The organism is Algibacter luteus, assembly GCF_030344935.1.
Taxonomy (GTDB): Bacteria; Bacteroidota; Bacteroidia; order Flavobacteriales; family Flavobacteriaceae; genus Arenitalea; species Arenitalea lutea.
Window position 1 is genome coordinate 3,165,769 of record NZ_CP128313.1, and the last position, 15,498, is coordinate 3,181,266.

General features: G+C 30.7%; 15 protein-coding genes and 1 tRNA gene. 6 read left to right on the forward strand and 10 right to left on the reverse strand.

Annotation, left to right across the window (positions count from 1 at the left end):
• Positions 1 to 98: 98 nt before the first annotated feature.
• Complete coding sequence (locus tag O5O44_RS13450) at positions 99 to 2,354, forward strand: polyribonucleotide nucleotidyltransferase (protein ID WP_289194770.1); 2,256 nt, start codon at positions 99 to 101, stop codon at positions 2,352 to 2,354.
• Between the two features lie 68 nt (positions 2,355 to 2,422).
• On the opposite strand, the gene O5O44_RS13455 is transcribed toward O5O44_RS13450, so the two are convergent.
• Positions 2,423 to 2,917, reverse strand: coding sequence for a hypothetical protein (locus tag O5O44_RS13455; RefSeq protein ID WP_289194771.1), 495 nt, complete (start codon positions 2,915 to 2,917; stop codon positions 2,423 to 2,425).
• A gap of 176 nt (positions 2,918 to 3,093) precedes the next feature.
• Here O5O44_RS13455 and O5O44_RS13460 point away from each other — a divergent pair, with 176 nt between their 5' ends.
• The gene (locus O5O44_RS13460) at positions 3,094 to 4,095 is read left to right on the forward strand and encodes a hypothetical protein (RefSeq protein ID WP_289194772.1); all 1,002 of its coding nucleotides are present in this window, start codon (positions 3,094 to 3,096) and stop codon (positions 4,093 to 4,095) included.
• 71 nt (positions 4,096 to 4,166) lie between these two features.
• Entirely contained in the window at positions 4,167 to 4,541 is a 375-nt protein-coding gene (locus O5O44_RS13465; protein ID WP_289194773.1) for a hypothetical protein, read from the forward strand.
• A 7-nt stretch (positions 4,542 to 4,548) separates the two neighbouring features.
• Here the strand turns inward: O5O44_RS13465 and O5O44_RS13470 are convergent, their stop codons facing one another.
• The 5 genes from O5O44_RS13470 to O5O44_RS13490 form a co-directional block, all read right to left on the reverse strand.
• Positions 4,549 to 5,841, reverse strand: coding sequence for an HlyD family secretion protein (locus O5O44_RS13470; protein ID WP_289194774.1), 1,293 nt, complete (start codon positions 5,839 to 5,841; stop codon positions 4,549 to 4,551).
• Between the two features lies 1 nt (position 5,842).
• Positions 5,843 to 8,233 carry an ABC transporter transmembrane domain-containing protein gene (locus O5O44_RS13475; protein WP_289194775.1) on the reverse strand — a complete coding sequence of 797 codons (2,391 nt, stop codon included), beginning with the start codon at positions 8,231 to 8,233 and terminating at the stop codon, positions 5,843 to 5,845.
• A gap of 114 nt (positions 8,234 to 8,347) precedes the next feature.
• Entirely contained in the window at positions 8,348 to 9,523 is a 1,176-nt protein-coding gene (locus tag O5O44_RS13480) for a protein kinase domain-containing protein (RefSeq protein WP_289194776.1), read from the reverse strand.
• A 71-nt stretch (positions 9,524 to 9,594) separates the two neighbouring features.
• On the reverse strand, positions 9,595 to 9,804 hold the full coding sequence (locus O5O44_RS13485) for a hypothetical protein (protein WP_289194777.1): 210 nt from the start codon (positions 9,802 to 9,804) through the stop codon (positions 9,595 to 9,597).
• A gap of 137 nt (positions 9,805 to 9,941) precedes the next feature.
• Positions 9,942 to 11,255, reverse strand: a complete 1,314-nt coding sequence (locus O5O44_RS13490) for a TolC family protein (RefSeq protein WP_289194778.1) — start codon at positions 11,253 to 11,255, stop codon at positions 9,942 to 9,944.
• A 369-nt stretch (positions 11,256 to 11,624) separates the two neighbouring features.
• Between O5O44_RS13490 and O5O44_RS13495 the strand changes: the two genes are divergently transcribed.
• The 3 genes from O5O44_RS13495 to rpe all read left to right on the forward strand — a co-directional run bounded on the left by O5O44_RS13495 (position 11,625) and on the right by rpe (position 13,783).
• Positions 11,625 to 12,488, forward strand: coding sequence for a sigma-70 family RNA polymerase sigma factor (locus O5O44_RS13495; RefSeq protein ID WP_019387909.1), 864 nt, complete (start codon positions 11,625 to 11,627; stop codon positions 12,486 to 12,488).
• A gap of 174 nt (positions 12,489 to 12,662) precedes the next feature.
• Entirely contained in the window at positions 12,663 to 13,073 is a 411-nt protein-coding gene (locus tag O5O44_RS13500) for a BLUF domain-containing protein (RefSeq protein ID WP_289194779.1), read from the forward strand.
• A 47-nt stretch (positions 13,074 to 13,120) separates the two neighbouring features.
• Complete coding sequence (rpe, locus tag O5O44_RS13505; RefSeq protein WP_289194780.1) at positions 13,121 to 13,783, forward strand: ribulose-phosphate 3-epimerase; 663 nt, start codon at positions 13,121 to 13,123, stop codon at positions 13,781 to 13,783.
• Here the strand turns inward: rpe and O5O44_RS13510 are convergent.
• From O5O44_RS13510 to O5O44_RS13525, 4 genes are all read right to left on the reverse strand, one after another.
• The gene (locus tag O5O44_RS13510; protein WP_289194781.1) at positions 13,780 to 14,196 is read right to left on the reverse strand and encodes a CBS domain-containing protein; all 417 of its coding nucleotides are present in this window, start codon (positions 14,194 to 14,196) and stop codon (positions 13,780 to 13,782) included. The genes rpe and O5O44_RS13510 overlap by 4 nt on opposite strands.
• 101 nt (positions 14,197 to 14,297) lie before the next feature.
• Positions 14,298 to 14,717 (reverse strand): CBS domain-containing protein, encoded by a 420-nt coding sequence (locus O5O44_RS13515; protein WP_289194782.1) that lies wholly within the window; start codon positions 14,715 to 14,717, stop codon positions 14,298 to 14,300.
• A gap of 226 nt (positions 14,718 to 14,943) precedes the next feature.
• Positions 14,944 to 15,017 (reverse strand) — tRNA-Arg (locus tag O5O44_RS13520).
• 22 nt (positions 15,018 to 15,039) lie between these two features.
• Positions 15,040 to 15,489, reverse strand: coding sequence for a GatB/YqeY domain-containing protein (locus O5O44_RS13525; RefSeq protein ID WP_289194783.1), 450 nt, complete (start codon positions 15,487 to 15,489; stop codon positions 15,040 to 15,042).
• Between the last annotated feature and the right edge of the window lie 9 nt (positions 15,490 to 15,498).

Below are 15,498 nucleotides of genomic sequence, written 5' to 3' on the forward strand. Positions count from 1 at the left end.
AGACTTTTAAGTCGCACACACAACAACTACACACAACACAACGACCATTGTTTAACATGATTTGAGTATGATTATACTTGAATTACAAGAAAAAATTTATGATTCCAAAAGTTTTTAAAGAGGTTATAGACCTTGGTGACGGTAGAGAAATTTCTATTGAAACCGGAAAATTAGCAAAACAAGCTCATGGTAGTGTTGTTGTGCAATCTGGAAAATGTATGCTTTTGTGTACAGTTGTTTCCAATTACAAACAAGCCGATGTGGACTTTTTACCTTTAACAGTAGATTATCGTGAAAAATTTGCGGCTGCTGGTAGATACCCTGGCGGTTTCTTTAAAAGAGAAGCTAGACCAAGTGATGGTGAAGTTTTAACTATGCGTTTGGTAGACCGTGTTTTACGTCCGTTATTCCCAAAAGATTATCATTCTGAAACTCAGGTGATGATTCAATTAATGTCTCATGATGATGATGTTATGCCAGATGCTATGGCAGGTTTAGCCGCATCTGCAGCAATTCAATTATCTGATTTCCCTTTTGAATGCCCAATTTCTGAAGCCAGAGTTGGTCGTGTAAATGGCGAATTTATTATCAATCCAACAAGATCACAATTAGAAGAATCTGACATCGATATGATGATTGGAGCTTCAGCTGATTCTGTAATGATGGTTGAAGGTGAAATGAATGAGATTTCTGAAGAAGAAATGACTGAAGCTATAAAGTTTGCACATGAAGCAATTAAAGTACAATGTGCCGCTCAAGTAAAATTAGCTGAAGCTTTCGGTAAAAAAGAAGTACGTGAGTATGATCCAGAACGCGAAGATGAAGATTTGGCTAAGAAAATTCATGATATGGCATATGACAAAGTATATGCTGTTGCTAAAGCAGGTTCTGCAAAACATGAACGTAGTGCTGCATTTGCAGAAATAAAAGAAGAAATAAAAGCTTCATTCTCTGAAGAAGAGTTAGAAGATATTGGTGATTTAGTTTCTAAATACTACAGTAAAGCCGAAAAAGCAGCAGTTAGAGATTTAACATTAAATGAAGGTTTACGTTTAGATGGCAGAAAAACTGACGAAATTAGACCAATTTGGTGTGAGGTAGATTATTTACCATCAACCCATGGTTCTTCAATTTTTACACGAGGAGAAACTCAAGCTTTAGCTACGGTTACTTTAGGTACAAGTAGAGAAGCAAACCAAATTGATATGCCATCTTTTGAAGGTGAAGAGCGTTTTTATTTACATTACAACTTCCCTCCTTTTTCAACCGGTGAGGCAAGACCAATTCGTGGGACTTCGCGTCGTGAAGTAGGACATGGAAATTTAGCGCAGCGTGCATTAAAAGGTATGGTTCCTGACGATTGCCCGTACACTGTGCGTATCGTTTCAGAGATTTTAGAATCTAATGGTTCTTCTTCAATGGCAACGGTTTGTGCTGGAACTATGGCAATGATGGATGCTGGTGTTCAATTAAAAAAGCCTGTTTCTGGTATTGCCATGGGATTAATTTCTGATGCTGATTCTGGAAAATATGCTGTTTTATCTGATATTTTAGGTGATGAAGATCATTTAGGTGATATGGACTTTAAAGTAACAGGTACTGCTGATGGTATAACGGCTTGCCAAATGGATATAAAAGTAAAAGGATTAAGTTACGAGATTTTAGTAAATGCCTTAAAACAAGCTCGTGATGGTCGTTTACATATCTTAGATAAAATTACTGAGACCATTGCTACACCTAATGCTGAAGTTAAAGAACACGCGCCTACAATGGTAACTAGACGTATTCCTAATGAATTTATTGGCGCATTAATTGGTCCTGGTGGAAAAGTAATTCAAGAATTACAAAAAGAAACCGATACGACTATTGTAATTAATGAAGACCCAGTTACAGAAGAAGGTGTTGTAGAAGTTTTAGGTGTTGGAAGTAAAGGTATTGATGCTGTAATGGCAAAAATAGATTCTTTATTGTTTAAGCCTGAAGTTGGAGGTACTTACGAAGTTAAAGTTATTAAAATGTTAGATTTTGGTGCTGTTGTTGAATATATTCAGGCTCCAGGAAATGAGGTTTTGTTGCACGTAAGTGAATTAGCTTGGGAACGTACTGAAAATGTTTCTGATGTAGTAAATATGGGAGACGTATTTAACGTGAAGTATTTTGGAGTTGATCCAAAAACACGTAAAGAAAAAGTATCTCGTAAAGCTTTATTAGAAAAACCAGAAGGTTATGTAGCAAGACCACCAAGAGATAACAATAGAGATAATCGCGGTCGTGATAACCGAGGTAGAGATAATCGTGGACGCGACAACCGTCGTGACGATAGAAGACCAAGAGACAACAAAAAAGAGGATTAGTTTATTTTTCAAATCTTAATAACAAGCCCGTTTCAATTTGAAACGGGCTTTTATTTGTTTAGATATATTTATTTATACTTTACCATCTCAATCATTTCTTTAAAAAGCCTCCATTTATCAATATCTCCATTTATAACATAAGTTTCAGAGTTTTTAAACGCACTGGAGATTCCTCCTATTGCAGCTCCTCCAATAGCTCCTAAGCTCCCAAAAGCTATTGCGCCTTCGCCTGCTGTGTAACCCCACCAATCAGATGGATCTGCGGTTGCAACTCCCAATACTATTCCAATAGTTGCGCCTGTTGCTGTAGATGCTAAAACACTATTCCCTTCAGATCGTTTCGTTTTAATTCGCCAGATATCCTTCACTTGAATATTCTGCTTTTTTTGACCTCTTTTCAAACACAAAATACTATCGTTCATAAACACAATTTTACCTTTAGCTATTTTTTTTCTTGATTCTGAAAATACACGAATGAATAAACTATTTGTTTCTGTTTGGGTATAAACACAAACACCTTGCATCAAAAGAGCGGTGATAATAATATATTTAATTGTTTTCATAATAAATTGATTTAAATATCACACAAAAACTGCTTAGCAACTGATATGCAATTGATTAATAACTTAAAATTAGTTGTAAAAATCACATAGGCATATCGTAAATAGTCTGAAAAACTCATTTATTTTTCTTAATTTTCACAAAACCATTCTACTTCCTACTTGCAATTTTTGAAAAAATGCAAGAATTATTTATTAAATATTTAAAGTCTAAATCCAATAATAACACTTCATTTGTTGACGAAATTGCTTCGGTACTAGATATTGGCTACGATGCTGCTTATAGAAGAATCAACCAAAAAACAAGTATTTCATTAGAAGAAGGAGTAAAACTCGCAAAACATTATAAAATTTCATTAAATAAGTTATTTGAGGTTGGAAGTAGTACAACCATTCTTGCAGACTTATCGCCACCAATCCATAACATTGTGGGTTTAGAAATGTGGCTAAAACAATCTTATAACAACGTATACCCATTAACAAAACTAAAAAGTGCGACCATAATTTATTCAGCTAAAGACATTCCACTTTTTCACACTTTAAAAGATTCGTACTTGTCGCGCTACAAAATGTATGTTTGGTTAAAAGATGTAGATCCAGAAATGACTCGAAATAAAATTTCGTTTGATCATTTTATAAAAAACATTCCAGACTCTCTGTTAGAAAATGCTTTTAAATTAGGACAAGTATATAAAGACATAAATATTACTGAAATATGGAATAACACAACTATTAATGGTTCTTTGCAGCAAGTACTCTATTATTTTGAAGCTGGCGCGCTCTCAAAAGAACTCGCTTTACTAATTTGTAAAGATATTGAAGATGTTGTACTCCTTATTGAAAAACAAGCTATCCAGCAATGTTTAGTTGGTTCAAAAAATAAATCAATCTACAATCTTTATATAAATGATATACATACAATGAGTAACACCGTTATGGTGAAAACTCCACATCAAAAGGTGTTTTTTACGCCTTTTACAGTAATAAGTTATTTTAAAATTGAACACCAGCCAACTTGCGAACTCATGCATGAGTTCTTTGAAAAACAAATGAGCATTTCCAAATTATTGGTTAATGCAGGAGAGAAAGACCGTTCTCTATTTTTCAATAGAATGCACCAAAAAATTAATAGATTACGAGATCGCATTATTATTGATAATGACGCATTTGATTTTGAGTAAATCAGGTACTTCCAAAAGTTAAACCTTGTTAATTATTTGCTTATGTGTTGATTTTCATTATCTTATGAATTATGATACAAGAAGATAAAATAGATAACACCGACGTAGTAGAAAGTTCAATTACCTATCTAGAAAATAGAGGGTTTGAAAATATTAAAGCCGATATTGAAGGTTATGAAACTCCGAAATCATTTATAAAAGCGGGTAGCGATATTAGTATAACTCCAGATATTGTTGCAACCAAAGAGGGTCGAAAGCATTATTTTGATATTAGCTTAAAATCCGAAAAACCAAGACTATTAAAATCGAAGTGGTTGTTTTTGAACACTATTAGTAATTTAAAATCGTCTCGTTTTAGAATCATTACTGTACGCGGTCATTATAAGTATACTGAAGAGATGCTGGAAAGTATAAACTTAACGCCTAATTATTTAATCAAAATTTAAAACTGAACTAATTAAGCTCTTGTTTTACAGGTGGCGGTTTTTGTGTGGTGAATTGATTGTCGTACTTTTCGAATAATTTTTTAATAATATATCTACCTAATATCATTTTATTTAAAATGATATCGCCTTGTACAGAATACCCTGACCGTAAATTAAATCTATGATTTTTAGGTAAATCTACATGCACATAAAAATTATTATCCTTTTCTTTTCTGTCTGGAATAAAACTTACTTTGCCTTTAATTGGTCCGTATTGATAAAAGTAGTAAGCATCTAATTTTAAGTGGGCGGTTTGACCAACTTCTAGATATTTTAAAAACTGTTCATCTATTCTGACACGCGCATAAAAATCTTCACTTTCTGGTGAAATAGTAATTAGTGATTGCCCCTTATTTATAAAACTAACGTTTTGATTTTCAGTAAATACATCAATAACAACACCATCAATATTTGAAACGATATATTGTTTATTCATTTCTGATTGGAGTATTACAATGGACTTTTCTTTGGTTTCTAACTTAGAACTCACGTTTTCCTTTTGTTGTTCTAATCTATTTTGTGAAGCTAACAAATCTGAAATTTGAATTTCTAAAGTATTCTTTTTCTGGAAATACTCGTTTTCTAGAGTGCTATACTGTCCACGTAATTGTGATACAAGATTTTCACTCTCAACAACCTGATTTTTTACGTTTAAATAATCACCATAAGAATTTCTAAGTTCAATTAAACTTATTACTTCCTGTTTGTACATAATGGAGTCAGACTTAAGCTTACCGTGTTTAATACGTTCTTGCTCGCGTAATAATTTCACCTTTTGCCTTAAACCTTCAATTTCGTTTCCTATTTTTTTTCGGTTTAAATTGTATTGATCAAAACCGAGTTCCATTTCTCGTTTATAAAACTCAACTTTTTCTTCTACATTTAATTTATCAATATCTAACGATTTATTTTGCTGATACAAGGTTACATATTCATCACTTGTGTTACCAACAATCATTAAGGTATCGCCTTTTTTAACTAAATCGCCTTTACTTACTAAGGTTTTTTCTGGAACTATTTCAAAAGGTGCTTTAAAATCGATTTCTGGATTCTTAGAAACTATCTCTCCATAATTGAATGTTACAGTATCGTTAACAGGAATTACAAATAAACACAATGAAACAATCGCTAAAAACACCAATAAAATCTTATAGAATATCTTTATAAAATTAATTTCTTTAGAGTCGTATACATTAAAGTCCTCGTTCAAAAAGCTTTCCTTTTTGCCGAAAAATTCTTTATATATTTTTAAGAAACTCATTTTAAGCGTTGTTTAAAGTTAATTCACCTTTATTTAATAAATAAGTTTTATTAAATTCTATACCTTCTGTAGGCTCATGCGAAATTACTAAAACCGTCTTGTTTGATTCAGTAAGTGTATTTTCAATTATTTTTCGCGATGATGTATCTATGCCTGATAAGACTTCATCTAAAATAATAACTTCGGCATCGCTTAACAATGCACGTAATAAAAGTACTTTTTTACGTTGTCCTGTCGAAAGGTTTCTACCATTTTCATTAATTCTATAATTTAAGCCCTCGGGATTAGAAGCAATAAAATCATAAAAATCAATTTGTTTTGCCATGTTAACAATTGCTTCAGTTTCAATTTTCTTCCCAAAAGTGATATTAAAAAGTAACGACTCGTTAAATAAAATATCTTCGTTTGTTGTTAATAAAATAGTATCTCGTAATACATTTCTATTGTATAATTTATGTTCAATATTGTTTATTAAAATTTCACCATGAGTAGGCGAATATAGCAACGATAAAATTTTACAAAACGTTGATTTACCAGATCCATTTTTTCCTTCAATTTTAATTTTATCGCCCTGATTAATAGTCATATTAATATCCTTTAAAATGGGCATATTTGGCAAATATTCAAACTTGACATCTTTAAATTCTATGCTATTGATATTAATTTCATTAATATTATTTTTATTGTCAGCATACGTATTTTTCTCATTAAAATCAAAGAACCTATTTAGAATAACTAGGTTTTCTTGTAGATCTAAATTCTCAGATAAAATACGGCTCAAGGAACTAAATATTTTTGCCGATAACGCGACGAATGTAATGATTTGACCAATTGTAATGGTTTGATTTTCAATTGATTCTTTTGAAAGCAACGTGAGTATAAGTAAAGAAGCGATTAATGTAATTATGGATACAATAAAATTGTTTATCAAACTATAGTACTTTACTTTGGTTTGAATACTTATTAAATTATCGACATTAGTAAGCACCTTATTTGATACTAAATTTTCAATTTTAAAACTTTTTATAACCTGAATACCTTCAATTTTCTCAATCATAATTGAAAAAAAGTTTGCTTTTATCGCAAAACGTTTCATTTCATTTGATTTTAAAATTGGGGTCATTACCCTAAACCAAATGTAAAACAAGAGCATCACTACAAATACAATTATAGTAAGCTTCCAGTTGATAAATAATAGTAATAATAAAGAGTAAAATGAAACAAAAACATCTACCAAAATTCGAGTAAAAAACCTTAAGAAAAATGTTTTAAGTTTTGTAGAATCGCTTAATCGTTCTGTTAAGTCTCCTCTTTTAAAAGATTGAATAAATGCAATTGAAAAATCATTAAGTTTTTGATCGAAGGTACCCAAAAAGTACTTATCTAGAATATTACCTAAATGAATTTGTATAAAACTTTTATACAAACCAATTATCATGTTAAAAAGGCTAAATATACCAACACCTATAGCAAATAAAATTAGTATGTTAATTTGAAAACTTGGTAAGACTTTATCAATTAAAATTTGATTAATAAATACTGCCAATTGGGTAACTGAAGCAGCAAAAATGGCTGTAAAAATATAAATATACCAAAGTTTTCTATTGCCCTTTAAGCCATCTAACAACTTGTAATATAAATTTTCCTTAACCTCTAAATTCTCAGGAGGAAGTGGTTCTGCAGCTTCATCAACCTTAACGGTTAATATTAAAGGCGCATTAATTTTAATAATTTCCTTTTCGTATTGCAGACTTCTGAAATGCTCTGGCAATAAGTTAATCTCTTGATTAAAAATAATGTCTACAATGAACTTTTTTTCTAATTCTGGACTCGCAAAAGGATAATTTTCTTTGTAATAAGAAAAGTAAGTTATTTTATTAAAAAGCGTTGCTAGATCGTTGTCTTTTAAAGCTGCTTTTTTATCTATATTATATTCTGATAGCTCTTGGCTAATAAGTATTTCTAACCTCTCTATTAGTGGTATTTGCTCTAAGTAACTGTTTGAGAAATGAGCTCTTTTTTTAAGCTCTTCTAAAGTGAGATAATATACCTTGGCTTGGGTTGAATCGTAAACCTTTAGTTTATTCTTTTTTATCCCATTTATTACAATAAAATGCAATTCACCCTTTTGGTCTATTGGCACAATAAACGGAAAAAGAGATGCAAAATATTCCTTTTTGTTTTTTGTAGTATTTACATCAAGTAGACTAAAATTTGCTACACAACCATTATTATTAAAAAAACTTTTTAGATCTGATATTCTAGAACCAAATTCGTTTAAAAAAACCTCGTCTTTTATATAGTTTCGGCTTATACTTTTATTTAATATGTTATAAACCGTTTTAATGGCACTTACACCACAATCGTTATGTCTTATTTGCTGATCTATCATGTAAAAATTCCTTTTTACTAAAAGGCATCTAAATATATTGTATTTTTTTTTAAACCGAGTTTAATTATCTGTAGAATTGTAAAATGCTACGAAGAAAGTGTATTTGGCAGCATACTACGATAATTTATCAATAATTTTTTTCCAATTGCTGTGCATATCTTGTGCGGTTTCAAATCTGTTTTCAGGCTCTTTTTGAAACCCTTTAATAATAAAATTTCTTATTAAAACTGGCATTCGTCTTTTTAAAAATGGCTGATAAGTTTCAATATTAAAAGCTTGTTTTTCATCTACCATTGTTTTCCAAGTTATGGCCTTGAATGGTAGTTTTTTCATATAGATATAATATAAAACTAAACTTATTTGATAAACTTCAGACTGAAATTGCTGGACTGAGGAAAATCGGCGGTCCAAAGATCTTATTGCTCGTTCTGGAGGGATAAAACTATAAACACCACCATTTCTAATATTTTTAGATTCATTTTTAACTTCTTCGACTGCATTCGAGTAACCAAAGTCTATGATTCTAGGTTGCTTATTTTTGTTAACCATAATGTTACTAAAATGAATATCGCCATGAAACACCCCAGCATCATGCACCAAACTAAACGCTTTTAATATTTTTAAAACCAGTTTAGCTTTATCTTTTGAGTTTAAAAAATGATCATCCACAAACCGGTTTACAGATTTGCCTCTTTCGTATTTTAAAACTATCAACGCCTGCTCATTATAAAAAGAAAAATCTAGAGCTTTATTGATGTATATGGAATTGAATTTGGTTAAAAAATTATACTCAATTTTAAATTCATTTAAGTATTTGTGGTAGCGCTTATCGCTTGAAACTTTTAATCTGTTTAACAACTTGATTACAACTTGCTTATTTGTTAATTTATCCCGCACCAAATAAACATCTGTACGCTTATTATTGGCTAAAACTTTCTTAACCTTGTAATGTAGAAATTCATCATTTTTATTAAATAGCGTTTCAACGTTGGATTCTATAACAACAGCATGCTCTGTAACTATCCAATTGCGTTTTCGCATGTCATCGTAAAAAACGCGTAACTGCGTTTCTAGCTCTTTTAGATCGTCTTTTTTAGTTATTTTAGACGTGTACTCATTTAAAACTTTATCAAACGTTGTTGGTTTTTTAAAAGCAGCTAAAAAATCGAAGATGAATTGATTAATAAGAAAATGCCGAACGCTTTTTCTTGTCATTATTACATAATAATGAATCTCTTTATTCTTCTTTTTTTCTTTCGAAAGTTTTATGTAGCCGGATAGTTTATACATTGTTAAATCACAAAAAAAAGCAGATTAATTAAATTAATCTGCTTTCAAAAATATTATAATTATTTTAAAATCTAGTGTCCAATTCCTAAAATATCCCCAGCTGGAAGACCACATCCTCCACCTTTAGAGCTAGAACTACTTGAGCTACTAGAACTACTTTTAGAGCTTTTACTGCTTTTACTAGATTTGTTTTTTTTCTTTTTTTTCTTTTTTCCTCCACCTATTACTTCATCTATATTTTCAAAGTTTAGGTCCTTAATTAATTTGTCTAAATTTAACATAATTTCATCTTTTTTATTAATAATAGCTTATATCAAATGTACTACTATATTCTTATTATTATGTAGTCCATTAACGAGTATTTCTTACAACTTATCTAAAAACCAGACACTTATAAAAAACTACTAGTAGGTCGTTTTTACTTTATAGAAAAAATCTTAAGCTTTTCTCTAAAAAAGTAAATTTTGTACTTTGAGTCTAATAACTCAATTTCTGCTTTCAAGCTGTTTTCTTTAGCAGCGGCAAAGTTGAAAGCATTAATTTTTCCTTGTTCATATTTTAATCGAGACATTCGAAATGATTCTAGTGCAGCATGAACCACTTGTAATGATGTTTCGTAAGTTGAAATAGCATTTTCTAAATCTTGCAATGTTTGCTGTACTTGATAATTAATGTTATTTGTAACAATTTCTTGATCAATTTTAGCCTTCTCATATTCTACTTTTGCAATCTGCACATCATAGCGGTTTTGTAATCCATTAAATATGGGAACACTAATAGAAGCTCCAATAAAATTTGTTTGATTATTTCTTAATTGACTATTAAATGAATCATAGTCGTCATCCGGATTGGATAAACTTTTAGTAAAGAATGATTCTAACTGATATTGAAGTTTTATTGTTGGGAAATATTGTGCTCTATAGATTTCTACTTGTTTTTTTGCACTTTCCAAATTATATTTTGCACTTGTAATTTGATTATTATTGTTTAGCGTTTTTGCAATTAACTTACGCTTATCTCCAATTGGTGTGGTATCTAGCTCAAACTTAACATCAACAAATTCAACTTCGTCAATATTTGCTTTATAGTTTAGTAAATTAAATAAGTTTAATATCGAGCGTCTCGTACTATTTTTTCCAATAAGTACATTTTTCTTATCAATTGCATATTCTGCCTCTGCATCATACAATTCACTTTTTGATATATATCCAAAACTTAATGCTTTATTAAGTCTATCTAATTGGTTCTCACTTTCTAAAAGTTGGTTTTCTAAAATACTAACGTATTCTTTATTAAACATCACTTCTAAATAATACTGAACTATATTGATTAACAGAATTTTACGATCGGCATCTAAATCAACTACCGATTTTAACAAATCTATTTTAGTCTTGGATTGTCGTTTAAGTTTAGCTAAATTAAAAACATCAACTGATGCGTTTAAGGCGAGATCATTCGATAAGAAATCTTCGTTAATTCTGGTATTAGTTGTAGGCTCAATATTAAAACCGTACTCGTAATCCTGTGAAGCGCCAAAATTAATTCTTGGTAAGTTATTCCAAACACTCTGTTTGTTTACAAGTTTCGCCTTGGCAATATCAAGCGATTTATTTTTAAGAGTAAGATTGTTCTTAAAACCAATTATAATACAATCGTTCAAAGAAAGTTTTTCTTGAGAGCTGGCAGGAATAATTGCCAATACAAAGCACATTATAAGTAGGTTTTTTTTCATTTTCTAATTCTAGTTTATTTTAAGCTAGTTTGGGGGGATCCTAATCTTATCTTAAACCAATATTATTAATATGATGCTATATTACGTTTGAATATGGTATAAAACCTGAAAAATTAGTTAAGAATCAAAATTGTTCGATTAAAGAACAAAAAATAATACATTTAGGATATAAAATGAAAAAAATATTGTAGTTATAATCGTGTTAAATTTTTAAAAATTAACACATTTAAGTGACTTTTTAGGTCGTTTTGAGTCATAAATATAAGAAACGGCAAATATTTTGAATTTTTTTGTAACAAAAACTGTTATTCTTACGTATAACTATTGAACGACCTATTTTATTCACAATTTAATACAGGAGAACTTTAGATGAGACAACTTAAAATTACGAAGCAGGTTACTAATAGAGAAACCGCTTCGTTAGATAAATACCTACAGGAAATTGGTAAGGTTGATTTAATTACAGCCGACGAAGAAGTAGAATTAGCTCAACGCATTAAAGCTGGTGATCAAATTGCTTTAGAAAAGTTAACCAAAGCTAATTTACGTTTCGTTGTATCTGTGGCTAAACAATACCAAAACCAAGGACTTACATTACCTGATTTAATTAATGAAGGTAACTTAGGTTTAATTAAAGCAGCGCAACGTTTTGATGAAACTCGTGGATTTAAATTTATATCGTATGCGGTTTGGTGGATTCGTCAATCGATTCTTCAAGCTTTAGCTGAACAATCTCGTATTGTACGTTTACCTTTAAATAAAATTGGTTCTATAAATAAAATCAATAAAACGTTTGCATTTTTAGAGCAAAGTCATGAACGTCCTCCTTCGGCAGAAGAAATTGCTAAAGAATTGGATATGACAATTAATGATGTAAAAGAGTCCATGAAAAACTCAGGACGTCACGTAAGTATGGATGCGCCTTTAGTAGAAGGTGAAGATTCTAACTTATATGATGTATTGAATTCTGGAGAATCGCCAAATCCTGATAAGGAATTATTGCACGAATCTTTACGTACAGAAATTGAACGTGCCCTAGAGACATTAACGCCGCGTGAAGCCGACGTTATCCGTTTATACTTTGGATTAGGTAATCAACACCCAATGACTCTTGAAGAAATTGGTGAGACTTTCGATTTAACTCGTGAGCGTGTAAGACAAATTAAAGAAAAAGCTATTCGTAGATTAAAACATACGTCTAGAAGTAAAATATTAAAGACTTATTTAGGATAGTAATTAACAATAATTACGACTAAATTACAGTAACAACAGTTACAAAACATAACTGTTCGTTTTTTGATTGATGAAAGAACCCGCGGCTGATTACCGCGGGTTTATTTTTTAAAAAAATTCGAAATAACCAAAACATCTTTTTACATTAGCGACACCAACCAATATAAACCTTATATGTTAAAAACGATTTGTTACATAAGTGATTCAAATGAATCTGAGTCGTTAGAAAACATAAAAAGAATATACGCCAAGGCGAAACAAAATAATTTAAAACGAAATATTACGGGTATTTTAATATACCAAAATGGCAACTTTTTACAAGTTCTTGAAGGCGCTGAAGATCATGTAGATACTACCTATGAAAAAATTAAATTTGATTCTAGACACAAAAACATAATTAAAGTAATAAACAACAATATTGAACAACGCATATTTGAAGACTATAATTTCGGGTTTTCGATAGTAAAAAGTAGTGATGAATTTAAGCAATTAAACGAATATCTTAATTGGTTAAAACAAGCCGATAATAACATTGCAAATAAGGTTATTTCAATGGTTGAAAATTTTATTAGTGTCATTGGTTAAAAAAGATTCTAAAACCTTTATTTTTACACAATATTTAATATTTTAAAATGAGTTCTAAATTAATTGCACCTTCCATATTAGCAGCAGATTTTGCTAACCTTCAACGAGATATAGAAATGGTGAACAAGAGTGATGCAGATTGGTTTCATATTGATATTATGGATGGTGTTTTTGTACCAAATATTTCATTTGGGATGCCGGTACTACAAGCTATTAACAAACACGCCAATAAAACCATTGATGTACACTTAATGATTGTAGAACCAGATAGATACATTAAAACATTTGCCAATTTAGGTAGTCATATTTTAACTGTACACGTCGAAGCCTGCACACATTTACATAGAACCTTACAAGCCATAAAAGCAGAAGGCATGAAAGCAGGTGTCGCGCTAAACCCACACACCAATGTTAGTCTTTTGGAAGATACTATAAATGATATTGATTTAGTATGCTTAATGAGTGTTAACCCAGGGTTTGGCGGACAAAGTTTTATTGAAAACACTTATAATAAAGTTAAGCAGCTAAAAGAATTAATTACAAGAAAAGGTGCTGCAACCAAAATAGAAATTGATGGCGGAGTAACCAATAAAAATGCTAAACAACTGGTTGATGCCGGAGCCGATGTATTAGTAGCAGGAAGCTATGTTTTTAAAAGTAAGGACCAACCTAAAACTATCAAAGAATTAAAAGCTCTTGCTAATTCTTAAATCTCGTTAATGAGATAGTTGAGTAAATCTGTAGTTGTTATCATACCAACCAGTTCGCCATTATCAACTACTGGTAAAGCATGAAATTCGTTATTAGCCAGAATTTTAGCAGCTTCTTTAATTGACGTTTCACTACTAACAGTCACGACACTTTTTGCCATGACTTGTTCTATTTTAAAAGTATTAAAGACTATCGAATCAATTGTATTTCCGGCTTCATCATCAGTTTCTGCAATACTTATTCGCATCAAATCTGTATAACTTAACATTCCAACTATAACCTCATTGGAAACGACTGGAATATGTCTTATTTTATGACGCTTAAATAACAATTCAGCCCTTTCTAAATCTTCCGTAAGGGTAATTGCTACAATTTTTTTAGTCATAATTGAAGATACTGGAATATGTTTCATGAGATTTCATTTAGATTAAAAAAAATACTAACTCATAAGGAGGCTTTATCAATAAATCATTTGAAATAATAAAACCTTATTTGATGACATACTAAGATGATTTAAAACTGTTTAAGTAAATACTTAATTAAATCTGTAGTAGTTACAATGCCACTTAACTTATTATTATCCACTACCGGTAGCGCATGAAATTCGTTTTTAGCTAATATTTCAGCAACCTCTTTTATAGATTTTGATGACGATACTGTAACTAAGTTTCGTTTCATTACTTGGTCTATTTTAAACATATTATATACCATTACATCTACAATGTTTTCGTCTTCATTGGTAACATCGGCAAAACTTAATCGTAATAAGTCAGAATAACTAAGCATTCCAATTATGGCATCGTCATCGACAACAGGAATATGTCTTATTTTATGTCGCTTAAATAACTTTTCGGCTTTTTCTAGGCTATCTGTTTTTTTTAATGTGATGACATGCTCTGTCATTATCATAGAAACTGGTGCTTTTCGTATCATGACATTAAGTTTTAAATAATTAGTTCACTAAAATTATTAAACTAATTCTAAATAAAGCATGATAAAAGTCATGGTGATTTAGATCCTTTTATGGTTATATTCTTGAATTAAAATAGTTGGAATTTTAAAATGCCCTAAAAAACATTCTAAGTTTTTACGATATGCAAAAAGCAACTAAAAACTAATCCCAAAATATTGAGATTATTTTTTAGTTGCTTTTTATTTGTGACCGCGAAGGGATTCGAACCCCCAACCCTCAGAGCCGAAATCTGATATTCTATCCAGTTGAACTACGCAGCCATTATAATTTATGTTTAATAACTTAAGATAACTTAGCCTTTACAATATTAGAAATGGTTTTACCATCTGCTTGTCCAGCTAATTCTTTACTAACCATTCCCATAACTTTCCCCATATCCTTCATGCCGTTAGCTCCTGTTTGCTCAATTATAGCCACAACAACCTTCTCAATTTCGTCATCAGTTAGTGCTTCAGGTAAAAACTGACTTATAACTTCAGCTTCATCAATTTCAGGTAATGCCAAATCCTTTCTACCTTGCTCTAAATAAATTGCAGCACTATCTTTACGTTGTTTAACTAGCTTCTGGAGTATTTTAAGCTCCTGCTCTTGCGTTAATTCTTCTTTTGCACCTGATTCTGTCTGAGCTAAAAGAATAGCCGATTTTACAGCTCGTAATGCTGTTAACGCTGTTTGATCTTTAGATTTCATAGCTGCTTTTAAAGCTGTCATTACTTCTTGTTGTAAACTCATAGTTTTTAA